Source organism: Acinetobacter sp. IK40, assembly GCF_035615075.1.
GTDB classification, from domain to species: Bacteria; Pseudomonadota; Gammaproteobacteria; order Pseudomonadales; family Moraxellaceae; genus Acinetobacter; species Acinetobacter courvalinii.
In genome coordinates this window covers 40427-65528 of record NZ_JANBOE010000012.1, presented here as the reverse complement: position 1 = coordinate 65528, position 25102 = coordinate 40427, and the positions used below count along the sequence as shown (strand labels likewise).

At 45.0% G+C, this 25102-nt stretch carries 25 protein-coding genes; 16 read left to right on the top strand and 9 right to left on the bottom strand.

Annotation, left to right across the window (positions count from 1 at the left end; all coding sequences use genetic code 11):
* Nucleotides 1-11 precede the first annotated feature (11 nt).
* On the bottom strand, nucleotides 12-431 hold the full coding sequence (locus MSG93_RS17985) for a RidA family protein (RefSeq protein ID WP_324622831.1): 420 nt from the start codon (nucleotides 429-431) through the stop codon (nucleotides 12-14).
* 68 nt (nucleotides 432-499) lie between these two features.
* Between MSG93_RS17985 and soxR the strand changes: the two genes are divergently transcribed.
* From soxR to MSG93_RS17965, 4 genes are all read left to right on the top strand, one after another.
* Nucleotides 500-985: a redox-sensitive transcriptional activator SoxR gene (gene soxR / locus MSG93_RS17980; RefSeq protein WP_324622845.1), complete on the top strand. Its 486-nt coding sequence runs from the start codon at nucleotides 500-502 to the stop codon at nucleotides 983-985.
* 706 nt (nucleotides 986-1691) lie between these two features.
* Nucleotides 1692-2819, top strand: a complete 1128-nt coding sequence (locus MSG93_RS17975; RefSeq protein ID WP_005228719.1) for a Re/Si-specific NAD(P)(+) transhydrogenase subunit alpha — start codon at nucleotides 1692-1694, stop codon at nucleotides 2817-2819.
* 11 nt (nucleotides 2820-2830) lie between these two features.
* On the top strand, nucleotides 2831-3154 hold the full coding sequence (locus MSG93_RS17970) for a proton-translocating transhydrogenase family protein (protein ID WP_004774657.1): 324 nt from the start codon (nucleotides 2831-2833) through the stop codon (nucleotides 3152-3154).
* 3 nt (nucleotides 3155-3157) lie between these two features.
* Complete coding sequence (locus MSG93_RS17965; RefSeq protein WP_032875831.1) at nucleotides 3158-4612, top strand: NAD(P)(+) transhydrogenase (Re/Si-specific) subunit beta; 1455 nt, start codon at nucleotides 3158-3160, stop codon at nucleotides 4610-4612.
* Between the two features lie 66 nt (nucleotides 4613-4678).
* Here MSG93_RS17965 and MSG93_RS17960 read toward each other — a convergent pair whose 3' ends face one another.
* The 7 genes from MSG93_RS17960 to MSG93_RS17930 all read right to left on the bottom strand — a co-directional run bounded on the left by MSG93_RS17960 (nucleotide 4679) and on the right by MSG93_RS17930 (nucleotide 12330).
* Complete coding sequence (locus tag MSG93_RS17960) at nucleotides 4679-5500, bottom strand: SDR family NAD(P)-dependent oxidoreductase (RefSeq protein WP_324622830.1); 822 nt, start codon at nucleotides 5498-5500, stop codon at nucleotides 4679-4681.
* Between the two features lie 172 nt (nucleotides 5501-5672).
* Nucleotides 5673-6293 (bottom strand): NUDIX hydrolase, encoded by a 621-nt coding sequence (locus tag MSG93_RS17955; RefSeq protein WP_324622829.1) that lies wholly within the window; start codon nucleotides 6291-6293, stop codon nucleotides 5673-5675.
* A gap of 169 nt (nucleotides 6294-6462) precedes the next feature.
* Nucleotides 6463-6861, bottom strand: a complete 399-nt coding sequence (gene rsfS / locus MSG93_RS17950; protein ID WP_005228728.1) for a ribosome silencing factor — start codon at nucleotides 6859-6861, stop codon at nucleotides 6463-6465.
* A gap of 81 nt (nucleotides 6862-6942) precedes the next feature.
* On the bottom strand, nucleotides 6943-7737 hold the full coding sequence (locus MSG93_RS17945) for a hydroxypyruvate isomerase family protein (RefSeq protein ID WP_324622828.1): 795 nt from the start codon (nucleotides 7735-7737) through the stop codon (nucleotides 6943-6945).
* A 30-nt stretch (nucleotides 7738-7767) separates the two neighbouring features.
* A complete protein-coding gene (locus tag MSG93_RS17940) occupies nucleotides 7768-8634 on the bottom strand; it encodes an NAD(P)-dependent oxidoreductase (RefSeq protein ID WP_324622827.1) in 867 nt (288 codons plus the stop codon).
* A 21-nt stretch (nucleotides 8635-8655) separates the two neighbouring features.
* Nucleotides 8656-9444, bottom strand: a complete 789-nt coding sequence (locus tag MSG93_RS17935; protein WP_324622826.1) for a crotonase/enoyl-CoA hydratase family protein — start codon at nucleotides 9442-9444, stop codon at nucleotides 8656-8658.
* A 75-nt stretch (nucleotides 9445-9519) separates the two neighbouring features.
* Nucleotides 9520-12330 (bottom strand): GacS-like sensor histidine kinase, encoded by a 2811-nt coding sequence (locus MSG93_RS17930; RefSeq protein ID WP_005228733.1) that lies wholly within the window; start codon nucleotides 12328-12330, stop codon nucleotides 9520-9522.
* A gap of 149 nt (nucleotides 12331-12479) precedes the next feature.
* Between MSG93_RS17930 and cysM the strand changes: the two genes are divergently transcribed.
* From cysM to MSG93_RS17910, 4 genes are all read left to right on the top strand, one after another.
* A complete protein-coding gene (gene cysM, locus MSG93_RS17925; protein WP_324622825.1) occupies nucleotides 12480-13409 on the top strand; it encodes a cysteine synthase CysM in 930 nt (309 codons plus the stop codon).
* Nucleotides 13410-13487: 78 nt separating this feature from the next.
* Entirely contained in the window at nucleotides 13488-14309 is an 822-nt protein-coding gene (locus MSG93_RS17920) for a 3'-5' exonuclease (protein ID WP_324622824.1), read from the top strand.
* A 9-nt stretch (nucleotides 14310-14318) separates the two neighbouring features.
* Nucleotides 14319-15728 (top strand): 23S rRNA (uracil(1939)-C(5))-methyltransferase RlmD, encoded by a 1410-nt coding sequence (gene rlmD / locus MSG93_RS17915; RefSeq protein ID WP_005228736.1) that lies wholly within the window; start codon nucleotides 14319-14321, stop codon nucleotides 15726-15728.
* Nucleotides 15729-15759: 31 nt separating this feature from the next.
* Nucleotides 15760-18063 carry a RelA/SpoT family protein gene (locus tag MSG93_RS17910; RefSeq protein WP_005228737.1) on the top strand — a complete coding sequence of 768 codons (2304 nt, stop codon included), beginning with the start codon at nucleotides 15760-15762 and terminating at the stop codon, nucleotides 18061-18063.
* Nucleotides 18064-18108: 45 nt separating this feature from the next.
* Here MSG93_RS17910 and MSG93_RS17905 read toward each other — a convergent pair whose 3' ends face one another.
* Nucleotides 18109-18882 (bottom strand): SDR family oxidoreductase, encoded by a 774-nt coding sequence (locus MSG93_RS17905; RefSeq protein WP_324622823.1) that lies wholly within the window; start codon nucleotides 18880-18882, stop codon nucleotides 18109-18111.
* Nucleotides 18883-18984: 102 nt separating this feature from the next.
* On the opposite strand from MSG93_RS17905, the gene mazG reads away from it, so the two are divergent.
* From mazG to MSG93_RS17865, 8 genes are all read left to right on the top strand, one after another.
* Nucleotides 18985-19791: a nucleoside triphosphate pyrophosphohydrolase gene (gene mazG / locus MSG93_RS17900; RefSeq protein ID WP_324622822.1), complete on the top strand. Its 807-nt coding sequence runs from the start codon at nucleotides 18985-18987 to the stop codon at nucleotides 19789-19791.
* Nucleotides 19760-20185, top strand: a complete 426-nt coding sequence (locus MSG93_RS17895; protein ID WP_009509854.1) for a ComEA family DNA-binding protein — start codon at nucleotides 19760-19762, stop codon at nucleotides 20183-20185. The genes mazG and MSG93_RS17895 overlap by 32 nt, the downstream gene beginning before the upstream one ends.
* A gap of 140 nt (nucleotides 20186-20325) precedes the next feature.
* A complete protein-coding gene (pcnB, locus tag MSG93_RS17890; protein WP_309346581.1) occupies nucleotides 20326-21780 on the top strand; it encodes a polynucleotide adenylyltransferase PcnB in 1455 nt (484 codons plus the stop codon).
* A complete protein-coding gene (gene folK, locus MSG93_RS17885; RefSeq protein ID WP_324622821.1) occupies nucleotides 21777-22265 on the top strand; it encodes a 2-amino-4-hydroxy-6-hydroxymethyldihydropteridine diphosphokinase in 489 nt (162 codons plus the stop codon). The genes pcnB and folK overlap by 4 nt, the downstream gene beginning before the upstream one ends.
* Nucleotides 22266-22304: 39 nt before the next feature.
* Entirely contained in the window at nucleotides 22305-23114 is an 810-nt protein-coding gene (gene panB, locus MSG93_RS17880) for a 3-methyl-2-oxobutanoate hydroxymethyltransferase (RefSeq protein WP_005228749.1), read from the top strand.
* A gap of 3 nt (nucleotides 23115-23117) precedes the next feature.
* Nucleotides 23118-23963 (top strand): pantoate--beta-alanine ligase, encoded by an 846-nt coding sequence (gene panC / locus MSG93_RS17875; protein WP_324622820.1) that lies wholly within the window; start codon nucleotides 23118-23120, stop codon nucleotides 23961-23963.
* A gap of 20 nt (nucleotides 23964-23983) precedes the next feature.
* A complete protein-coding gene (rapZ, locus tag MSG93_RS17870) occupies nucleotides 23984-24835 on the top strand; it encodes an RNase adapter RapZ (RefSeq protein ID WP_005228753.1) in 852 nt (283 codons plus the stop codon).
* Entirely contained in the window at nucleotides 24832-25101 is a 270-nt protein-coding gene (locus MSG93_RS17865) for an HPr family phosphocarrier protein (protein ID WP_004804467.1), read from the top strand. The genes rapZ and MSG93_RS17865 overlap by 4 nt, the downstream gene beginning before the upstream one ends.
* Nucleotide 25102 lies beyond the last annotated feature (1 nt).

Sequence of the window (25102 nt, the reverse complement as noted above, 5' to 3'; positions counted from 1 at the left end):
TCTGTTCTGATTTATGCGGTATAAGCGGTGGCTTCGATTTCGACTTGCATGTTTTCTAGGGCTAGCGCAGGTACAGGAATCAGGGTGCAGGCTGGAAATGCCTGATTTTTCCATAAAGCTTGTATGATCGCGACCAGCGCCTGAAGCTTATCAGCATCATGATCGACGACCAGAATACGTAGCACGGCAATATCTGACAGCTGGGCCTGGGCTGAAGCTAAAGCCTGCTGAATATTATAGAAGACTTGTTGTACCTGTTGGTCAAAATATTCTGACAGCTCGCCATTTTTATTTTCGCCACCCTGACCTGAGATATGAATCATCCGCATATTGGGCTTTACAATCGCGACGTGACTATAACCATTGCGATGCGGGTCATAGAGTGCATCGGGGTTGATCAATTGAAATGCATCTGTAAGGGGCTGATTCATGGCTAAAACTCATTCTAGTGGCTGTGGTATGTTAGTATCAAAGCTCAAGTTAACTAGAGGTCAAGCAGATTTTGAAACAACAATTACAGACTTGGCTGAGTATTGGCGAACTGGCGAAAAGAAGTGGTGTTTCAGTGCCAACCATCCGTTTTTATGAAGAAAGAGAATTGATCTGGGGCACGCGAACCGCAGGTAACCAACGCCGTTATCAACGGGCGATGTTGAGAAGGATTGCCATTATTAAAGCAGCCCAGCAAGTCGGGATCAGCTTGCAACAGATGAAAGAGAGTTTTGCGACCCTGCCGAAGCAGCAAGTGGCCACGAAAAAAGATTGGCAAATCATGTCACAACAATGGCAGGGACAACTCGATCAGCAAATCATGATGTTGCTTCAGCTACGTCAACAACTGGATCAATGTATTGGTTGTGGCTGCCTGTCTTTGCAACAATGTCCATTAAGAAACCCGGAAGATTGTCTCGCAGAAGAGGCAATGGGAGCACATTTTCAGGAAATTTTATTATTGCTGAACCAGAAGGATGAAGCGAATCATTGAGTTGTTTAATTTTTGCACCAATATTGTGCAAAATTACGGCTTTTGCTAGACAAAACCATACAAATATCACTTGAAAAAATGCCTGCTCAAGTTTTTACATTTCTTTTTGGTTTTTCTGAGGGTTTATCTCAATTCAATTCAGATTTATTGATAAGAGAATTTGTCATTTCATCACAAGTCATCCAGCAAGTATTGCTGAAACATTCATAAAGAAGTCGCCGAAACGACCAAGAGAAACGCAAGAGAAGCCAATCCCACTCCCCAGCAGCATGTCTATGATGCTGATTCAACCCATTATTTTTGAATAGCCACAATAAAAACCAAAGGATTATAAACGGAACTTGGTTCAAGGCTGTTCAAGATAAGGATGAGGAGTAAATTTGTTGAATAAATACCGTGTGGGTGTACCTTCTGGTACGGAATACCGCAATTAAAACTGAACGGATAGCTTGGAGACTGATCAAAATTTCATATTAAGAATATATGAATGGAGAGCTTTGCTTTTCAAAAAGTCAAACATGCTGAGCATACAAGTTTTCAATATAAATGTGAATCATCAGTTCAAAATATGGGTATTTATTAAATAAATATTGGGTGGAAATTTAAAAAACTTCCATTAGAATCCAAATTTCTACAAAGAATACTCCTGGGGGAAACATTGCTATTGGCGATGTTTACTTAAGAAAAACTAGCTTGAGGGACGCTCATGCAGATCGGAATCCCAACCGAAACTGTCGCTGGTGAAAGTCGTGTAGCGGCTACACCGGAAACAGTGAAGAAGTTGATTAACGCAGGTCATAGCGTTGTCATTGAACGTGGTGCTGGTGTTAAAGCTGCGTATATTGACAGTGCTTATGAACAAGTTGGCGCAACCATTACGGACGATGCATATACAGGTAGCCAAATTATTTTGAAGGTACGTGCCCCTAAAGGCGACGAAATTCAAAAACTTGCGGCGAATACGACTGTGGTTGCAATGTTTGACCCTTACCGCAATCCAGAATTAGACCAGTTTGCTGCTCAGCAAGTGTCTGCTTTTGCTTTAGAACTGCTTCCACGTACGCTTTCTCGCGCACAAAACATGGATGTACTTTCTTCTCAGGCAAACTTGGCAGGCTATAAGTCTGTATTGTTAGCAGCGGCTGAATATCAACGTATGTTCCCAATGTTAATGACCGCAGCAGGTACCGTAAAACCTGCCCGTGTTGTGATTATGGGGGTGGGTGTTGCTGGTCTTCAGGCGATTGCGACTGCGAAACGTTTAGGTGCTGTTGTGGAAGCAACAGACTTACGTCCGACCGCAAAAGAGCAAGTTGAATCTCTAGGCGGCAAATGGCTAGACGTGCCAATGTCAGATGAAGAAAAACAACGTGCTGCTGAAGCTGCGAAAAGCGGTTATGGTTGGCAGCCAGGTGAGCAATACATCAAAGATCAAGCTGCGATTGTCGATAAAGCTGTATCAAATGCTGACATCGTAATCACCACTGCATTGATTCCAGGTCGTAATGCGCCGCGTTTAATTAAAGCTGAAACCGTTGCCAAAATGAAACCGGGTTCTGTCATTTTAGATATGGCTGTTGAAACGGGTGGTAACGTTGAAGGTTCTAAAGAAGGCGAAACGGTTACAACTGAAAATGGCGTGAAAATTTTGGGTATCCCAAACATTCCAGGTACGGTTGCAACAGAAGCATCGGCATTGTATGCGCGTAACGTTTTTAACTTCCTTGAGACATTATTCGACAAAGATAAAGGCTTTGCGATTAATCAGGAAGATGAAATCCAGAAAGCGTTACTTGTGGCACATGGCGGTCAAGTACTGCTCAAGCGCGGTTAAGGAGAGTTCTCATGGTTGAAACGATTACAATTTTCGTCCTTGCCATCTTCGTAGGTTATTACGTGGTGTGGGGCGTAACACCTGCATTGCATACCCCTTTAATGGCGGTAACCAACGCGTTGTCTTCAATTATTGTGGTGGGCGCGATGATCCAGACTGTGGGGATGCCTGCGATTGGTGTGGATGCCAATGTTGCATTCCAGAGTGTCAATGTGGTGAGTGTGCTTGGTGCGATTGCTGTGTTTTTGGCGAGCATTAACATTTTCGGTGGCTTTGCTGTAACTGCTCGTATGCTTGAAATGTTCAAGCCGAAGCAAAAGAAAAAAGAGGGCTAAGCGATGGAATTCATTCGAGACTATGCGGATTGGTTCTACCTGATTGGTGCTGTCCTCTTTATCTTAACCTTACGTGGTTTGTCTGGCCCTAAGACTGCAATTGCGGGTAACCGTTACGGTATGATCGCAATGGCGATTGCGGTTGTGACGACCTTCTTTGTTGCTGAACATCCAGTGGTTTGGATGATCGGCGGTGCAATGGTGTTAGGTGCTGTTGTGGGTATCGCTCGTGCGAAAACAGTGCCAATGACACAAATGCCTGAAACCGTCGCATTGATGCACTCTTTGGTCGGTTTGGCTGCGGTATTGATTGCGATTGCTGCGATCTTGCATAACAACCAGCTCACTGCATTGTTTGCACAAAATGAAGCTGCTTTAACGGCTGCGGGTGTTCAACATGCTCATATGAGTTCAGTTCATTTGTTTGAATTGTTCGTAGGCTGCTTCGTGGGTGCGATCACCTTTACCGCTTCTGTATTTGCTTACGGTAAATTGGCTGCGAAGAAATGGGCAAAAACTATCTCTGGTGCATGGGTTAAACCGGTTCAGGCGATCATCTTTATTGCAATGCTTGCGTGTGGTTTCTACTTCTTCACTACCGGTAACATGACTGCATTCTGGGCAATGACAGCACTTGCACTTGCATTTGGCTGGGTATGGATTGCACCAGTCGGTGGTGGTGATATGCCAGTTGTGGTTTCACTATTGAACTCATTCTCTGGTTGGGCTGCGGCAGGTATTGGTTTCACTCTTGAAAACAATATGTTGATCGTTGCCGGTTCACTGGTGGGTTCTTCAGGTGCGATTCTTTCTTACATCATGTGTAAGGCGATGAACCGTTCAATCATCAACGTATTGTTTGGTGGTGCAATGGGCGGCACGGCAGTTGCTTCAGCAGACAAAGGTGAGCAAGTGCAACGTAACCATCGTTCTGGTTCAGCAGATGACGCAGGCTTCCTGATGTCAAATGCGGACAGCGTTGTGATTGTACCGGGCTACGGTATGGCACAAGGTCGTGCACAGAATGCAGTGAAAGAATTATGTGAAATCTTGAAAGAGCAGGGTGTAAAAGTTCGCTTCGCGATTCACCCGGTGGCAGGTCGTATGCCTGGTCACATGAACGTATTGTTGGCAGAAGCAGATGTTGCTTATGAAGACATCTTGGAAATGGATGAGATCAACTCGGATTTCCCTGCAACAGACGTGGTACTTGTGATTGGTGCGAACGACGTAGTAAACCCGGCGGCGAAAGATGACCCAAGCTCACCGATTTACGGTATGCCGATCCTTGAAGCACATAAAGCACGTACCATTATGGTCATCAAGCGTTCAATGGCGACAGGTTATGCTGGCCTAGACAATGATTTGTTCTACAATGAAAAAACCATGATGATCTTTGGTGATGCCAAGAAAGTTGTGGAAGACATGACCAAAGCAATCAATGGTGGTGGTCACTAATCTGACTGCACCCCAGATTGTAAAAGCCACCTTCGGGTGGCTTTTTTTATTTGAGGTTATTTTTATTTAAATAAACTTTTCAACCAAGTTCATAGACTGTTGATAGAGGTCACGTGCCAGTTGCTGATTTTTGGCATGTGAAGATTTCCAGTCAGGCATATGTGCACTGACATATGCTCCATTGCGTTTCGCCCATTCATCCCCAATCGCCATTTGAGTAATCAGTTTTGCAGGAACAGAAGTTGGAACTAAGCCGAGTTTCATTGCTGCATAAACAGGTTTGGGTAGGTCGCGATAAATATCAGAGGCAACCCCACCGGGATGTAGGGCATTATTGGTAACTGAACTATCTGCCAACTGTTCGGCCAAGGCATTGCTCAGCAATAAATTGGCAAGCTTGGATTGTCCATAATAAAACAGCGGATTATAAAAACCTTCTGCGCGGAACTTATTGGGTTTGATGGAGCCTGCCCAATGTGCGATTGAGGCTAAATGGACAATCCGTGCCTGAGGAGATTGTTTTAAAACAGGAAGTAGTTTTTGGGTCAATAAAAAATGACCGAGATAATTGACACCAAATTGTTGCTCGAAGCCATCGGCTGTCAGCTGTTTAGTCTTGGCAAATAAGCCCGCATTGTTGATTAACACATCCAGCTTGCCGTAACGATCTGCGATTTCATGGGCTGCTTTTCGGGTAAGTTCAAGGCTGTTAAGGTCAAGGGAGATCAGGTCGACTTGACCTTGGTCGAGTGCACGTAACTTGCTTTGTGCTTGTTGTGCTTTCTGTGGGTTTCGGCAGGCAAGAATCACGTGTTGCCCTTGTTTAACCAACTGTTCTGCCGTGGCAAAACCAATGCCGGTATTGGCACCTGTAATCAGTATTTTCACTTCCTGTACTCCAGTTATGCTATTTATTGGTGGGATGGCAAGAAGCTGTATAGTGCGGCAATTTTGACAATTTGTCATGTCAAAATTAAGAACGGGTGATAACTGGTATTTACAGGCCTTTAGAGAGCCGCGTTACTGGTCTTTGCAGATGATGAGTTGTTTGAATTGGAGCTTAGTCGAAATCAGTCTGCTCGGGTAAATCTTGCAGTAATTCAAAAAAATGATGAATTTGTGCTTCTGTGACACGTGCTATGGAAATGGGAGGTAATTCATTTCTACTAAAGAAGCCCACTTCAGATGTTTCAATACTTGGTTTTAACTCACCCCCAATAAGTTCACACCAAAAGAAAGCCTTATACACATGTAGAAACATGGCTGGATGAGGATGTTTTCTCCGATCCGTCAGTGCCAGAAGTCTGGTTGCTTTCACTTCTAATCCTGTCTCTTCCAGAACTTCTTTTTCTGCATTCTCTGCTGCTGAGTAGCCAATATCAGCCCAGCCGCCTGGAATAGACCATAAGCCGTCTTCTGTTTCTTTAGCTAATAAGAGTTTATTGTCTTTAAATACGACTGCACGTACATCTATTTTAGGTGTTGCATATCCGACATCCTGAAGCACATCTGCAATAAAGTCTTGAGTGTCAATTTCTTTTAAATCAATTAAAGTGCGTACATAACTGATAATTTGGTCATAACGTTCTTTGTCGTAGACATCTTTTGAATAGTACAAACCTGTTTGCGCGAGTCCAGTAATTTTGTTGAGTGTTTCAATCCATTCAGTTGAATCTTTCATCTTGTTTTAGATTTAATTGCTGATTAGTGAATCCATACTAGCATTGTTGTGCTGATTGGCAATGAAAAGAAGCAATCTATCAAGCGGGGGGAGGAACCATAAAACTAGCTTAAAACGAGTTTTTAAGTATAAAAAAAAGCGACCGATTCGGTCGCTTTTTTGGAGAGCTTTACGCTACAGATTCGGGTGCGCGCCATAAGCTTTCTAGGTCATAGAACTTACGCGCGGTTGGTAACATTACATGTACCACAACGAAACCGAGATCGATTAATATCCATTCAGCATCGCGTTCACCTTCGACACCGATTGGGCGGAAACCTGCTTTACGTGCTTCATCAGCAACATTGTCTGCAAGGGCTTTAACATGACGTGTCGATGTACCGCTTGCAATTACAATTGCATCGGCAACATTGCTGATCGTACTTACGTCAAGTTCAAGAATATCTTTGGCTTTTACATCAGTGAGAGCTTCATGTACAACTTTAAGGCAAGCGTGTACATCTTTGTTCGCTGTTTTGATTTTTAGGTCGTGAGAATTAGAAGCGCTGGGCGATGGTTCTAAATTCATAGAGGGTATATTTTCCTGACAATTGCTCATTGTCAAATATACCGTTTTTCTCTAAAAAGTTCAAATTTTAGCAGTAACAGTTTATGTATTCACATCATTGGAAAAGTACTTCTTTTTCCAGGCAAAAGATTGATCTGACTGGTTTTTTGGCCGATATTCCGCTGCAATAAGACCGCGATAGTCGCTTTGTAGCAGCCAGTCAAAGATCTGTTTATACGGGATATTTCCTGTATCTGGCTCATGGCGACCCGGACAGTCGGCAAATTGAATATGTCCAATCTGGTGCAGATTTTCTTGTAGCCCGGCTAAAACGTCCTCACCCATCATCGCCATATGATAACAGTCATATTGCATTTTTAAGGCTGGATGGTTCACTGCCTCTAACATTTCCTGACCTTGAGCAATGTTCTGAATCAAAAAACGTGGCATATCGGTGCCATTGATCATCTCGAAAACCGGTTCGATACCTTGCTCGCTCAACATGTGGCAAGCAAGCTTCAGGTTGCTGGCCAGCGTATTCAGGCAAGGGAGTAGATCCGCATCCAGAGGTTGTTTGCCAGCTAGAATATTAACGCGAGGCACATTGAGTGCGGTGGCATAGCGTATTGCCAGTTCAAGTGCCTGATGGAATTCAATTTCTTTTCCCGGGATACCTGCCAGTCCATTACCGCCCTGCATCAGATCACCGGCAGGAACATTGATCAGGCATAGTGACAGAGTATGTTGTTCCAGTTGGGTGCGCAGATCAACTACGTCTAATTCATAAGGAAACTGAATTTCAACCTGTTGAAATCCGTGTGCATGGGCTAAAGCAAAGCGCTCAATTAAAGGGACTTCGGTAAAAATCATTGATAAATTGACTGCGAGATGGCTCATATTCTGACTCCCTGAATCAATAGACCCTGTTTATTGTTCTATAACTTTGATAATAGTAGCTAAATCCTTCTCGGCAAAGCCATTTTCTTGGTGGGCTTGTAACTGTAGTAAGGCTTTTTGTGCGACAGGTATCTTTAAGTTAAAACTTTGTGCCAGTTGTAGTGCATTGTTGAGGTCTTTTGACAAAGTTTGCACTTTCCATTGCACTGGTTCAAAGGTCTCGGTTGCCATCCGCGGTGCCAGTATCTGGAACGGCTTTGAATCGGCAAAGCCGCCTGCAAGAGCGGGAGCCAACAGGGAGGTGTCTACACCGGCCTGATCCGCCAGTGCCACCGCTTCAGCAATCAAAGTACTGTTGGCTGCCACAATTAACTGATTACAAATCTTGGTGGCTTGACCTGTACCCGAGTCACCCATACGCGTTACCCGCTGGGACAGCACCTGATAAATAGGATCAAGTTGCTGGATGATCGCCGCATCACCACCTGCAAAAATGACTAAGGTCCCTTGTTCAGCCCCCATGGTTCCACCGGATACAGGAGAGTCAATCCAGATCACATCCTGTTGTTGTGCTGCTTGAGCAAGGCTTAACGTCGCGGCAACGGATAGGCTGGAAAAATCCACAATGATTTGCTGTGCTTTTAAGGCTGGCTGAATTTGGGAAAATACATTTTGAACTGCCTGATCATCGGCCAGACAGGTTAAAACCACAGGATAATTTCCAATCTCTGCCAAGTCCAGACTTTGAGCACCTTGTTGAATCAGCATTTCACATGCATGAGGACTACGGTTCCAGACCGCCACCGTATAACCGGCTTGTAACAGTCGGCTGGCCATACGTGTGCCCATTAAACCCATACCTAAAAATGCGATGGGTGTTTGTTGATTAACATGCATGTGAATATTCCCTGATTGTGCTTATTTATATTGGCGCGGTAAAAATTCCACTTCCGGGTTTTTATCCTTCTTACGCGCAAGACGACTATTCTTACCTAATATGAGTTTAAGTTGCCAGAGCTTTTCCAGACGTAATGCTTTTTCCGGTTGGTGTTCCATTGCATCCAGTACGCGTTTTGCAGCCATAATCGCATCAGGTGAACGCTGTAATATTTCTTCGGCAATCAGCTTGGCTTTTGCCAATGGATCGTTGTCTAAATGCGTCACTAGACCAATTTGCTTGGCGTATTCGGCATCAAAGATGCGTGCGGTCAGCGTCAGTTCTTTGGCAAGATCCACGCCAATCAGACCTTTCAGCGAACGGGTCAGTCCCATATCTGGTACAAGGCCCCAGCGACTTTCCATAATCGACATTTTAGTGCTTGGTGTTGCGATACGAATATCTGCGGCAAGTGCCAGTTGCATGCCAGCGCCAAAGCAATAGCCTTCAATGGCTGCAATCACAGGAATCGGCAGGTTCTGCCAGATTAAAAATGCTTTTTGAAACAGGCTCTGGCCCGGCTTGATCAGTTCCCATGCTGCAAATGCGGTATTCTTCGGATTATTTAGATCAGACAGGTCGATGCCAGCACTAAATACATTGGCTTCACCCGTTAAGATGACACAACGGATTGAACGGTCTTTTTCAATTTTTTTGGCGGTGGCCACCAGTTCTTTTAGCAAGGCAAAGCTCATTGCATTGCGTTTGTCTGGTCGGTTTAAAGAAACGGTCGCAATTCCATTGTTCTTTTCAACGCGTAAAAGTGTCATCTGTCTTACTCTTATTGTGTTCGATGAGGCAGCATAACATGAGTGTCAGAGTTGAAACATGACACCCCAGTCACCTTAACTGTCGTGTGCATGCAAGATCAAATGTGCTGCCTGTCTGACCTGTTCAATCGCAGTATTGAGTTCACTGAAACGATGATTGGTTTCACGGATAAATTGATCATCTGCTTTACGGCGCTCTTTGCGTAAGGTCGAGACAAACTGTTCAAACTCACCTGAGACCTGTTGCAGATTCGGTGTACCGACATAGCGGGTTGCGCCATACAGACGGTGTAGCACATGCTCGAGCTGTGGAAAATCTTCCATTTCAATCAACTGCTGCATTTCTGCAAGTTCGGTATCGAAACTGTCGACCAGCATATTCAACAGGTCTTGCGCCAAATCTTCTTTGTTCGCAGCCAACTGCACGCTTTGTTGCCAGTTCAGAATATGAGGGTCAATGGACTCGACTGGACGCTTTTGCTCAATATTGACTGGCTGGGCACTAAAGTTATTCTTGGTCCAGTGCGTCAGGATCTGGATGATCTGTTCCATCTGAATCGGTTTGGTGACATAGTCATTCATCCCCACTTTAAGCAACTTCTGCTTTTCATCTGCCAGCGCATGTGCGGTGAGGGCAATGATAGGCAGTTGCATGCCGTTATCAAGCGTCGATTCTAAAGAGCGGATGGCGCGCGTGGTATCAATCCCTGACATGACTGGCATTTGAATGTCCATAAATACCAGATCGAATGGTGGTGATTTTTGCTCGATACGCTCCTGAATAATATCAATGGCTTTTTGTCCGCTGAGTGCTTTGGTGGTGGTGACATTGAGTTCACCCAGTAAAGCTTCAAGTACAATCAGGTTGGGTAGATGATCGTCAACTGCCAGAACGTGTAGGCCTTGACCATTAAAGTCTTCAGGTTCCTGTTCAAAAATCGGCTGGTTACCGAGCAACTGAACCAGTTCGCGACGACTAAGCGGTTGATACAGCGGACGAGCGCGATATTCATTCAGCATATTCGGATCAAGGCTCATCTGGTAACCATACACCGCAAGGTTACCGTGATAACGCTGACGAATTTCTTTTAACAGTGCTTCGGTATCGCCGCTATGGTCCACAATCAGCCAGGTGCTTTCTTGCTGATTGAGATGATTTAAACGGCTAAACAAGTCCAGAATAGATTGGGTTTCGATATGGGAAACCCGATAATTTTCCAGATAGGAGCGTAACACGCTGGCCGTCGCAGGGTGGGCCAGATAAGACACCACCTGTAAATGGTCAAAATGAGGATGCTCGACAAACTCATCCTGTTCTTCCACTTTAAAGGATGCGGTAAACCAGAAGGTTGAGCCTTTCTCTGTAGGTGCGCGCTCCTGATTATCCTCAAAGCCAATCTGGCCATGCATCAGGTGTACCAATTGCTTGGAAATGGCCAGACCGAGTCCGGTTCCGCCAAATTGACGGGTAACCGAAGCATCCCCTTGGGAAAAGGATTCAAATAATTTTTTACGGTCAGTCCCGCTTAAGCCAATACCGCTGTCCTGTACGCTGAAATGCAATAAACATTGTCCAATTTCATCATCTTCCATCCGCACCCGCACGATGATCTCACCGTCAGGGGTGAACTTGATCGCATTGGAAATCAGGTTGGTCAGAATCTGTTTGAAACGTAGCGCATCACCGACCACATGCTGTGGAATGTTTTCAGCATAATAGAAGGCCATATTGATATGCTTTTGTGCCGCCAGCGGCGAGAGCATATCCATCACATCAAAGATGGCTTCTTCAAGGTCAAACGGGGCGGTTTCGAGTTCTAATTTGCCCGCATCAATTTTAGAAAAGTCCAGTACATCATTAATCAGTGCCAATAGGTGCGCAGAGGATTTTCGAATCGTTTGCAGATAGAGATTTTGTTCATTGCTCAGGTTTTGCTGACGTAGTAACAAATGAATAAAGCCATCAATACTGTTTAGTGGCGTTCTGAGTTCATGACTGATATTGGCCAGGAAAACCGACTTGGACTGATTGGATGAAATCGCCTGGTCACGTGCCTGACGATAGGTAATGTTCTGAACTTCCAAGGTATCCAGAGTCCGACGTAAATCTTCTTCGGTCTGTTCGGTATGTTCTTTTAATTCGAGAAAGCTAAAGTGCAGGCGTTTGACGACATTGGCAATGTCACGCTGTAGTAAACGCAGTTCACCGGTACTGTTCACCACAATGTGCTGATCGAGGGTGTCGGCATTGAGTCGTTGCATCTGCATACGAATCTCGTAGATCGGGGCCAGCCAGCGACGGGAGAACACATTCAGGCAGAACAATAAAATCAGGATGGTCAATAAACCGGTGACCACCAAAGAAAGTAAAACTTTATAACGGGCCAGTTCTAGTGGTTGATTGTCCAGCTCAATCATCAGCCAGACGGAATCAGGATTACCATTGTCCAGTTTTGCGCCGTAAATATTGTTGTGGTTATGCGAAATCGGACCGAAAAAATTACTGTTATTGGGGAAATTAGGCCAGAAGCGGTTGTTTTGATAACCGACACTTAAATAGGTCTGTCCTTTATTATCAATCAGCACGGCACGTTGTAAATTCTTTTCATCAAACATTTTTTGCATGATGTTTTGTGCGCGGTCATATTGATCGGGCTGCTCTTGCACCAGCTTTAATAAATCATTCGCGGTTTGATGATAACGCGCCAGAATCGCCGAGGCATCTGAGCGCTGTTGCTGTTTCGCTGAGTTGGTGGTTTCGGCTAAAACCCAGAGAATTCCTACACTTGTCAAAATTGCAATTGGCACAAGAATCAGTGCAATCAACTGCCCATAAGCATGATTGAGGCGTAAACGTTTCGATATGGTCTTATTGAAATTTGACATAGTTCGGTCAGATTTATCATTCTGCGCAATATCTTAGCATGCTTTCTAATAAGCGCAGAGACCTGCTTGCCAATAAAAAGCAGAGTGAAATGGTGCAGTATTTCTGTTTTTTTCATACAATAGTCGCCACCTTAATATCGGTGTCGATCATGACGAATACGCAAACTGATTTTTTAGCAGATGAATTTTTACTGGATGAGTATGTCGGTAAAACCCCTTTAGTACGTTTGCAGCGTTTAGCGTGTCATACCCAGGCCACGGTATTAGCCAAATTAGAAGGTAACAATCCGGCAGGTTCGGTTAAGGATCGTCCTGCCTATAACATGATTGTACAGGCCGAAAAACGTGGACAGATCCAGCCAGGCGATACCTTGATTGAAGCGACCAGTGGTAATACCGGTATTGCTTTGGCGATGGTTGCGGCCATGCGCGGCTATAAAATGAAACTGATCATGCCGAACAACATGAGTCAGGAGCGTAAAGATGCCATGCTGGCCTATGGTGCGGAGTTGATTGAAGTGACTCAGCAGCAAGGCATGGAAGGCGCGCGTGACCTGGCGATGCAAATGCAGTCAGAAGGCAAGGGTTTTGTACTGAACCAGTTTGGTAACCCAGACAATGTCGAGGCCCATTACCTGACCACAGGACCTGAAATCTGGAAGCAAACAGGCGGCAAGATTACCCATTTCGTTAGCTCGATGGGCACCACAGGTACGATCATGGGGGTTTCTAAATATTTGAAGGAACAAAACCCTGATATTCAGATTGTCGGTCTGCAACCTTCAGACGGTTCCAGCATCGCGGGGATTCGCCGCTGGCCTGAAGAATATTTGCCAACCATTTTTGATCGCAGTCGTGTCGATCGTATTATTGATATTCCCCAGATTGAAGCAGAAAAAACCATGCGTAAGCTGGCACGTACCGAGGGGATCAGTGCGGGGACCTCTTCCGGTGGCGCAGTTTGGGCATCGGTGAAAATTGCTGAAGAAACCCCTGATGCCGTGATTGTCTGCATTATCTGCGACCGCGGTGACCGTTATTTATCAACGGGGTTATTTTCAGTTCAAGATGAAGACTAATCTCCCGTCGGGCGCTGTTATAATGACAGCTCACCCTTGGTTCAAGGGAGCTGTTTCGCTCCGTAAGGGAATTCTGAAATGAATTTACGCTTTCCAATTTTAGTGTTTGATATTGAAACCCTGACTGATCTCAAGGCCGGGGCACATCTCCATGATCTGGATTTGCCAGCAGCCGATGTAGAACAAGCGTTGACCAAGATTCGCCGTCAGGAATCAGGTGTAGAGTTTCAGCGTCTGCCTTTACATGAGATTGTCTGTATTTCTGGATTATGGATTGATGAAAAAGGCTTCCGCCTGTTTTCATTCAGTCAGGAACAGAATAGCGAAGCAGAAATGCTGGCCAAGTTTCTGTCTATTTTTGACAAGAAACAGCCGACACTGGTGAGCTGGAACGGCTCACAATTTGACTTGCCTGTGATTCTGTTCCGTGCCATGTACCATGGCCTTTCTGCGCCGAGCCTGTTTGATCAGGGCGAAATTGACCAGCAGAAGCGGTACAACAATTATCAGAATCGCTATCATCATCGTCATGTTGACCTGATGGATGTGATGGCCATGTTTAATGGTCGTAATTTCCAGAAGCTGGATGATATTGCCTGTTTGCTGGGTTTCCCTGGTAAACGTGGTGAGACGGGCTATCATGTGCCAGACTATGTCCGTACTGAACAATGGTTAAAATTGACCAGTTATTGTGAAGGCGATGTGCTGAATACATGGTTGGTCTATATCCGCTGGTTATTGCTAAAAGGTCAGCTCAATCAAAAGGATCATCAACAGTTGATTCAGGCGACGATTGATTATTTACAAACTCAAACGCAACAAACAGAATTTTTACAGGTATGGCAACAAACATCGCAATATACTGTATTTACCGCACCCACTTTTGCGCCAAAAAATTAGGTTCATCTTTTGAAACACAAAGCGAAACATCGCCCAGCCCAATATCCAACATATACCTTTCAAATCGAAGCGTTTTCTCATGAAGGGCGCGGCATCGCGCATTATGGAACGCATCCTGACCATCCTAAAGAAAAGCATGGCAAGAAAGTCTTTATTCGCTATGGTCTCGTCGGTGAAACGGTACAGGCAAAGATTACCAACCAGACTTCTCGTCTGGAAGAAGCCGATATGATCAAGCTGGAAGGTGAGGCGGCTGAAGGTCGTGTTGATCCGATCTGTCCTCATTTTGGGGTATGTGGTGGCTGTAGCCTGCAACATATTCATCCTGACCAGCAGATTTTATTAAAACAGAATGTGTTGAAGTCGCATTTACAACATTTTGCTGGTTTAGAGCCTGAGCAATGGCTGGCACCGATCCGTTCGGTAAAAACCGATTATCGCCGTCGTGCCCGTATCGGGGTGCGCTATATTGCCAAACAGAACCGTTTGGTGATGGGCTTCCGTGAGCATCATAGTAATCATCTCACTGCCATCCAGCAGTGTAATGTATTGGATCAAACTTTATCCGAAAGCTTGCCCGAACTTAGAAAATTACTCGAAAGTCTTACAGGCAAAGCCCATATCGGTCATATAGAATTGGCCATGGGCGATACCGAGGTGGCATTGCTGATTCGTCATCTGGATGAATTAAATGTGTCGGATGTCAACCAATTACGTCAGTTTACGTTACTCAAGGGATGGCAGTTGTATTTGCAGCCCAAAGGGGCAGAGAGTTTACATCGAGTAGATGATGCTCAGGCACCGATGCGTTTGCATTACAGTCTGGATGATTTTGCAGTCAAATTTGCATTTTCACCTTTAGACTTTACCCAGGTGAACAGCGCTGTAAATGCACAGATGATTCACTTGGCATGTGAATTGCTTCAGTTACAGCAAGGGGAGAGAGTGCTTGACCTGTTCTGTGGATTAGGCAATTTCTCGCTCCCGATTGCACGTCGTGTGGGAGAAACGGGTCAAGTGGTGGGTGTTGAAGCAAGTGATGAGATGGTGCAACGGGCAACTGAAAATGCGAAAGCGAATCAATTGTCACAAGCAATGTTCTTTTCACAAGATTTAACAAAAGACTTTTCGCATCATTCTTGGGCGAAACAGGGATTTGATGCATTATTAATTGATCCTCCACGATCAGGTGCGTTTGAAGTCATGCAATATGTACCTAATTTTGGAGCGAAAAGAATCGTTTATGTATCATGTAACCCATCAACACTGGCAAGGGATGCAGGTGTACTGGCACAATATGGCTATCGGTTAAAGAAAGCTGCGGTGATGGACATGTTTACGCATACTGAACATGTTGAATCGATTGCCCTGTTTGAGAAAATTGAGAAGCTGGAAAAAATCGAAGAGATAAACGATTAAAAAATGAGTTACATATCCAGAGGAGAAAGGTATGGTCACAGTACGTGAACAGTTACCTGGACGACTCCAAGAGTTGTCTGAGGAAGCGACTGTAGAACATGCCGCTGAAGCGCAAAGTAGTCTGGTCTCCTGGCTAGATCGGGTGCGTGGTATTTTGGATGGGGCTGAGCTGAAACAACTTCAAAAAGTTGCCGAGCTGACCTTAGCAAAAGAGTTACAAGCGACGGATCATCGTATCAATACCTTTAGTACAGGTATTGGTATGGCGGATATTTTGGCCCATTTGCATGTCGACGAAGACACGCTTTCAGCGGCAGTGTTATATCGTAGTGTACGTGAAGGTCTGATTACTTTAGAGGACATTCAACAGCAGTTTGGCGAGCAGGTTCTGGCTTTGGTAAAAGGCACACTTGCAATGGGTAAACTGTCGGAGTTGATTGAAAAGAATAAGCGTTTAGAAGACCATTTTAATAATAATCAACGTGAACATCTAAACGGCATTTATAAAATGCTGATTTCAGTGACGGAAGATGTTCGGGTTGTACTGATCAAGCTGGCAGAACGTACCTATGCCTTACGTGAGTTGGCAACCGCCAGCAAAGAGCGTCAAGAGCGTGTGGCACGTGAGATTCTGACCATTTACTCGCCGCTTGCGCATCGTTTGGGGATTGCCCAGCTCAAATGGGAGCTGGAGGATCTGGCCTTTCGTTATCTGGCCCCGGAACGCTATAAAGAAATTGCGTCTTTGCTGAACGAAAAGCGTCTGGAGCGTGAGCAATATATTCAGTTTGTGATTGATAAACTGAAAACCGAACTGGCTGCATATGATATTCAGGCGGAAATCACCGGGCGTGTGAAGCACATTTATTCGATTTATCGAAAAATGAAAAGCAAAAACCTGAGCTTCGATCAGCTTTATGATATTCGGGCAGTGCGTGTACTGGTCAAGAGTGTTCCAGATTGCTATCACGCTCTGGGCATCGTGCATCAGATCTGGCGGCATATTCCGAACCAGTTCGATGACTATGTCACCAATCCGAAAGCCAATGGTTATCGCTCATTGCATACCGCGGTAATTGCTGAGAACAAGTCATTGGAAGTACAGATTCGTACTTTTGAAATGCATAACGAAGCTGAGCTTGGGGTGTGTTCGCACTTTAACTATAAAGAAGGTGCCAAGAATACCGATCATTCCTTCAATGACCGTTTGCATTCATTACGTGCGGTGCTTGAGCATTATCAGGAACGTACTGAAACCACGCCACATGCTGAAGATGAAGAATCGAATGGTATTGATCAGATTCAGGATTTTGAGAATTTTGAAAAGATCTATGTGTTTAGCCGTGATGGGGATATCAAGGAATTACCACGTGGTTCAACCGTTCTAGACTTTGCCTATCATGTGCATACCGAGGTTGGAAACAAGTGCTATGCGGCACGAGTGAACCAGCGTTATGTGCCTTTGACCTATATGTTAAAGACCGGTGAGCAGGTTGAGATTTTAACCAAGAAAGATCGTGAACCGAACCGTGACTGGTTAGTGAATTCGCTGGGTTATATCAAGACTGCACGTGCACGTGACAAGTTACGTCACTGGTTTAGGCAGCAAGATCGTAGCAAGAATGTCGAAGTCGGGCGTGAGTTACTCACTAAAGAGCTGGCGCGTTTAGCCATTCATCCCAAGAGTATTGACCTGAAGGATTATTCATCTCATTTCAACCTGAAATCGGGTGATGATATTCTGGTGGCTTTGGTCAGTGGTGATATCAGCCTGCATGCCTTGATGAATCAGGTCAACCGACAGATGCATCTGGATCAGGATGAACCTGAACTGGTGCTGAAACCGGCATTAAATCCGCGTGCCAGCCATACGCTATCTGCGCATGGCATCTTGATTGATGGACTGGACAATGTCGAGCTGCATATTGCGCAATGTTGTCAGCCAGTACATGGTGAATCGATTGGTGGTTATATCACCTTGAATCGTGGTGTCAGTATCCATAAGGTGGCATGTCCAGATTACCTGCGCATGACTACACAAGAGCCTGAACGCGCGGTTGAAGCGGACTGGGAAATGCAGCCAACCCGTGGACAGAGTGTTCAGATCGTGGTGGAAGCGTATGATCGTCGTGGTTTGCTCAAGGATCTGACCCAGGTGATTTTCTCAGACCAGATCAATATCCGTCAGGTCAATACCATTTCTGAGGCAGATGGTATTGCCAATATGAAGTTATTGATTGAAGTCAAAGGTTTGGCACAGTTGTCCAGATTGCTGGCTCGTCTGGAGCAGCAACCCGGGATTATCAGTGCTCGACGTCTGGTTCAAGGCAGTTAAGCTGGCCAACGTAAAAAGCTGCATTTCGATGCAGCTTTTTTATGCCTAACGTTTGGATAAAAATAGATTGGTCCAGCGATTCAGGAACTGCGGACTAAGGCTGGATAACTGATAGAGCAGTTTGGTTTTTATGCCGACAGGCGTATGGGTAGGGAGCAAGGCATGATCTTTGTGTTGTGCCAAATCTAGAACCTGTTTTGCGACATCGGCAGGAGTCAAATCTACCCCAATATTCTGGATACTGCCTGCATCCATGTTTTTTACCATGTTGGTTTGTACAAATAAGGGCATCACATCCAGAACACGGATTTTATATTTCTGCCATTCTACATCCAGAGCCTCGGTTAAACCGCGCACCGCAAATTTACTGGCGGAGTAAGACGCCAGATCCGCTTGACCATAAATCGCTGAGGCAGAGGAAAGGTTGATGACACGGGCAAAACCGGCCTGTTGCAGGTGTGCTAACGCGGCATGACAGCCATTGAGCATGCCTTTGAGATTGATATCAATAATGCGGTGATGTGATTGAATATCCGTATTTTCAAATGGTCCTGAGTAAAGAATGCCAGCATTGTTAATGAGCAGGTTAAGTTCACCAGCCCAGTGAGTAAATTCCTGCAATGCAGTTTGCCATTGTTGGTAATTGCTGACATCCAGATAACCGGCTTTGGCATGTATGCCCAGTTCTGCAGCTAAAGCCTGTGCTTGCTGTTGATTGATATCATAGATTCCCACTTTGAAACCTTGCTGGTAGAAGAGGCGGGCGATTTCAGCACCAATGCCTTGGGCAGCCCCACTAATAAAAACACTCTGTTGCATTGCCTTCCCTTGCTTTATATTGATAGTTTTTGCGTGCGTGTATATTACGCATAAGCCTATTCGGGCTGCAACACGTTGTTTCGATCAAGTGTGGAGATCATCATGGAAAAGTTATTGGCAATCATGCAAGAGTTAAGACAAAAGTGTCCATGGGATCAACAGCAAACACCAGAAAGCTTAACCCGTTATGCCATTGAAGAAGCTTATGAAGTCGAGGCAGCAATCCGTTCGGGGGACATCGATGAAATCCGCAATGAACTGGGTGATTTACTGTTGCAAGTGGTTTTCCAGTCGCAAATGTTTGATGAAAAAGGATTATTTGATTTTCATGATGTGGTGAATGCAATCAGTGAAAAATTAATCCGCCGTCATCCCCATGTTTTTGAGGCGGAAAAATATCAAAATTTGAGTGCTGAGCAAGTCAGTGCATTATGGAAACAGATCAAACAACAGGAAAAACAGGGTAAAGTACAGTCTCGGTTAGATGAGATCAAGCATGCACCTGCACTGGTACAGGCGCATGAAATTCAAAAAAAGGCAGCGCAACTGGGTTTTGATTTTGAATGTGTTGAAGACGCTTATGGCAAACTGGATGAAGAGCTAGAAGAGTTACAGCAGGCGATCAAAAGTCACAATAGCGATGATATTCAGGAAGAGTTTGGAGATTGCTTATTCTCTCTGATCAATGTGGGACGAAAGCTTGGCGTGTCGAGTGAGAGCGCATTATTGGCGACGATCCATAAATTTAGAAGCCGTTTTGCTTTTATTGAGCAGCAGGCACAACGACAACACAAAGATTTGCAAGACATGAGTTTGGCTGAAATGGATGAGCTCTGGGAGCAAGCAAAACGACAATTAAAAGCTCAGGAGAGCAACCATGATATTGCAGCAAGTATGCCGCAAACATAAGTTTTTTCTATTCATTATTTTGTGCTTGGGGTGTGTATCACCTCTTAAGGCACAGCAGTTTGACCAGGCCTATCAGCAATGGAAAACTCAGCAACAGCTACGTGACCAGCAGTTGGCGAATCAGGCAAATAATAATTATTATTTATCCCGCCCCACTCAGCAGGCTCCACAGCGGCTTTCATCTTCTGTAAATACTCCGGGTGATAAGATTAGCTTGAATCAGGCCAGCTTGCAGCAACTACAAATGTTAAATGGGGTGGGTGAGAAAAAAGCGCAGGCGATTATGGAATATCGGCAAAAAAATGGCGGTTTTAAAAGCGTCGATGAGTTGATGAATATCAAGGGAATCGGGCCAAAATTGTTAGAGAAAAACAAAGCAAGGCTTATGTTATAAACCTGACATTGTCATAAAGTGATGAATGAGGCAGACAGATCTGTTGAAACTTGCAACAGAATAAATTGCCCTTTGTGTGTGTTAGAGCTATGATTAGCGACAAATTGTTATTTACGTCCTGACGTAGGAGACAGTGTCTTTTGCAAACTTTGCGTGCGTCAAAATGTGGTTTGTCCACAACTCAACTTCCTTCCTCAATTCTAGATGTGATTGATAGTCTGACTAAAGCAGGCTACGAGGCATATATTGTGGGCGGTGGTGTTCGAGATATGATGTTAGGTCTTAATCCAAAGGATTTTGACGCGGTTACTAATGCTACACCAGCTCAGGTGAAAGAAGTATTTGGTCGACGTTGCCGGATTATCGGACGACGTTTTGAGCTGGCACATGTTTATTCTGGTCGTGAACTGATTGAAGTGGCGACCTTCCGTGCCCCACCGAAAAAAGCGGTCACCAGTGCCTCCGGGATGATTCTTCGTGATAATAACTGGGGAACGATTGAGCAAGATTTTGCTCGCCGAGATTTTTCGATCAACACCCTGTATTACCAGCCACGAAAAGGGATCGTACTTGATTTCTGCCATGCGGTAGAGGATATCAAGACCCGTACCTTACGTTTTCTGGGTGAACCGGCACAGCGTTTTGAAGAAGATCCTGTACGGATGTTACGTGCATTGCGTTTTGCTGCAAAACTGAACTTCCAGATTGATCAATCCATTCTCGATGTGTTTAATGTTGAAATGACGCAATTACTGCGTGATGTCTCACCCCATCGTTTATATGATGAATCACAAAAACTGTTCACCATGGGGCATTTGACCCGTGTCTTGCCGATGTTGATCGAGTTTGGTGTGTGGAAGCAGCTGTTTGCCGAAATTCAGCCCAATATCACGGCATTTATTGACCGTGCTGCACGAAATACTGATCAGCGTATTCAAGTGGGTAAAACCATCAATCCTGCATTTTTCTATGCAGTCCTGTTATGGAAACCATTTTTAGAACGTTGTGATTTCTATCTGAACAAAGGGGTGGTACCCGCGGAAGCACGTGCACAAGCTGGACTTGATGTATTAAAACGTCAGGCGACCCGGACCATTATTCCGCGTTTTGCGGAAACCTTTATCCGTGAAGTCTGGGAAATGCAGACCCGTTTGCTCAATCCAAAGCCGCAACAGATTGAGGCTTTGGCAGGTCATGCCCGTTTCCGTGCCGGTTTTGACTTCTTGCTGTTACGTGAGAAGTCTGGCGATAGTAGTACGGAAGGGATGGGCGTCTGGTGGGAAAACTATCAGGAAATGACCACGGATCAAAAAGAAGCGGCAATCCGTCAATACAATCGTCAACGCAGCAAGACACGTCGTAAGGCGGTCGAAGCAGATGAGCCGAAGACGACTGAAATCGAGCCTTTGGTCAATGTCCCTGAGCCAAGAAGCCGCCGTGGTAAAAAAGAACGGGTTAGAGCGGATGAGTCTGCGAGCCGTTTTATAGAAAAAGCGGCTGGCAACTCAGGACAGGTTCATGCGGATCACCCGATCCTCAAGCGTAAACGCGTACAACGTGATTTAAGCCAAGTGGTTTTTGGGCCAACGCAATGACGATTCGTAGCTATATTGGTCTTGGTAGTAATTTAGGCGATTCGCAGCAGATTCTGAGTGAAGCTGTTGCGAAGCTGACAACACTAGGCGCTGTACAGGTTTCCCGACTTTATCAAAGTCCACCGATGGGGCCGCAAGACCAACCGAATTACCTCAATGCAGTTGTGCAACTGGATACCGACCTTGCACCGCTTGCGCTGTTAGATCAATTACAACAATTTGAGCAAGAAGCAGGACGTGTCCGTTTACGACGCTGGGGGGAGCGCACGCTTGATCTGGATTTACTGATCTATGGTCAGGAGCAGATCCGTAATGAACGCTTAACCGTGCCACATGTGGGTATTTTAGAGCGTGATTTCGTCATTATTCCCTTATTAGACCTAGATGCTCATTTACAATTAAATGGTCATTCTTTAAAAGATTTAGAACTGGTACAGCAAGCAAACTTGACTGTAATAGCAGACCAGTCTTGGGCAATCGCTTAAGACTGTTTCGTTCTGGAAACGCCTGTAGAGGACATCATCATGATTAGTCTAAGTGACTTAAGAAAATTTAAAGCCGAAGGACGCAAGTTCTCATGTCTTACTTGTTACGATGCAAGTATGGCTAAAGGGATGGAGTTGGCTGAAATTGATACGATTTTAATCGGTGACTCTCTTGGAATGGCGATTCAAGGCAGAGACTCTACACTTCCTGTGACGGTTGAAGATATGGCTTACCATACGGCCGCTGTACGTCGTGGTAATGCGCATGCCCTGATTATGACTGACTTGCCATTTATGAGCTATGCCACGCTTGAAGATGGTTTGAAAAATGCAAAAACTGTCATGCAAGCTGGCGCACAAATGGTCAAGATCGAAGGCGGTGCCTGGCTCAGCGAACTGGTTACCGTGTTGACCCGTAATGGTATTCCTGTGTGTGTGCATTTAGGTTTAACGCCGCAATCTGTAAATGTGTTAGGCGGCTATAAATTGCAAGCAAAAACACGTGAAGCCGCGGATCAGCTGATTGCCGACTGTCAGGCAGTGATTGATGCCGGTGCAGCAGTATTAGTACTTGAATGTGTGCCTGCACAACTGGGTAAAGAAATTGCAGAACTGTTCCCGAATACACCTGTGATCGGAATTGGTGCAGGGCATGAAACCGATGGGCAGGTATTGGTGGTTCAGGACATGCTTGGTCTGACCTTTGGTCGTGTTGCGCGTTTCGTGCGTAACTTCATGAAAGAGCAATCTGGCGAAACTGCCATTGTCGATGCGTTTAAAGCCTATCATGCTGCCGTGCAGGACCAGTCGTTCCCAGCCAAAGAACATACTTTTCAGGTTGAGCTTTAATCCATGAAAACTGAAACAACGATACAAGGGTTAACTGCGTCACTTTCTCCTGCGCGTAGTTCAAAGAAACTGATTGGTTTTGTACCGACCATGGGCAATCTGCATGAAGGTCATTTGACCTTGGTGCGTGAGGCAAAAAAACTGTGTGATGTGGTGGTGGTCAGTATTTTCGTCAATCCAATCCAGTTTGGTGCCGGTGAGGATTTTGATAGTTATCCGCGTACATTAGAGCAAGACAGCCGCTTATTGGCGGATGTGGGCTGCGATATTATTTTTGCACCCACTGTTGAGCAAATGTACGGGATACAGCCGCGTTTGACCAATATCAGTGTGGGTCAGATTACCGATGACCTGTGTGGAAAATCACGTCCAGGTCATTTTGATGGCGTTGCAGTTGTGGTGACCAAGCTGTTCAATATTGTACAGCCAGATTTCGCGTTCTTTGGGCAAAAAGACTATCAGCAACTGGCCGTCATTCGTCAGCTGGTACAAGACCTGAACATGCCGCTTGAAGTGATTGGTGTGCCGATTGTACGGGCCGAAGATGGTTTGGCTTTAAGTTCTCGTAATGGTTATTTAACCGAAGAGCAACGGGCAATTGCACCCACTATTTATCAATCGCTCAAACAGGCTGAACAGCAATTGCATGAAGGGCAGGCACTCAACCAAGTGTTAGCAAATATCTCGACGCAATTGACACAGGCTGGCTTTGTTGTGGATTATGTGGAAGCTCGTCAGACCAACTTGCAACCGATTGCGCAATTTGATCAGGACCTTGTTGTTTTTGTTGCTGCAAAACTGGGTGCAACCCGTTTGATTGATAACCTACAAGTTGATTTTAAAACATAAAAAATGAAGGGCAAAATGCCATGAAGCGTATTCTTATCGTGACAGGACAATCAGGCTCAGGCAAATCATCTGCATTACAAGTGCTTGAAGACTTGGGCTATTATTGTATAGATAACTTACCTTTGGCATTATTGCCTGAAATTGTGGCGAAACTGGATCACGAGAATAATCTTGAACAGTTGGCACTGGGGGTAGACATCCGCAGTACCCGTGCCGATATGCAAGAGTTCGACCATGTGTTTGAGCAATTACAACGCCATGGTTCGGTGGATATTATTTATCTGACCACACAGGATCAGGATTTGATTGCACGTTTTAGTGCATCACGTCGACCGCATCCGTTGGCCAGCCGCTTTAATAGCCTGTTGCAATGTATTCAGGAAGAGAAGCAACTGCTGATTCCGATCCAGTTTCGTTCTACCGTACATATTGATACCACGGATAAAAGCGTCCATGATTTAAAACATATCCTATTGTCTAAACTAGGGCAGTCGGATAACTTAATTGTAATTTTACAGTCTTTTGGCTATAAGCACGGTATTCCACTCGATGCGGATTATGTATTTGACGTACGCCATTTACCAAATCCACATTGGGACTTAGAATTACGCCGTTTTTCAGGTTTAGATGAACCTGTGCGCCGCTTTTTAGAAGGCAGTCAACAAACCAATGAAATGTTTGAAGATATTTATGGCTTTCTTGATAAGTGGTTACCCGCTTTTGCTGAAGGACATCGCCATTACATGACCATTTCCGTGGGATGTACGGGCGGGCAGCATCGTTCGGTTTATATCGTGGATAGACTCAAACAGGCCCTTGAGGCAAAATGGGCTGTCCAAATCTTACATAGAGAAATGAAGCACTGGTCATGATAGACACAACAATTGATGTAATTAATAAACTCGGCTTACACGCTCGCGCATCTGGTAAACTGATTGAAGTGACGACAAAATTTCGTTCTTCTATCCAGATTGGTAAGGGCGATAAGTTAGTTGATGCAAAAAATATTATGTCATTGTTGATGTTGGGTGCAGGTAAAGGCACCACATTAAGACTGGTGATTGAGGGTGCTGATGAAGACAAGGCACTGGAAGAAATTCAAACGCTGTTCGCAGCAAAATTTTACGAGGCAGAGTAAT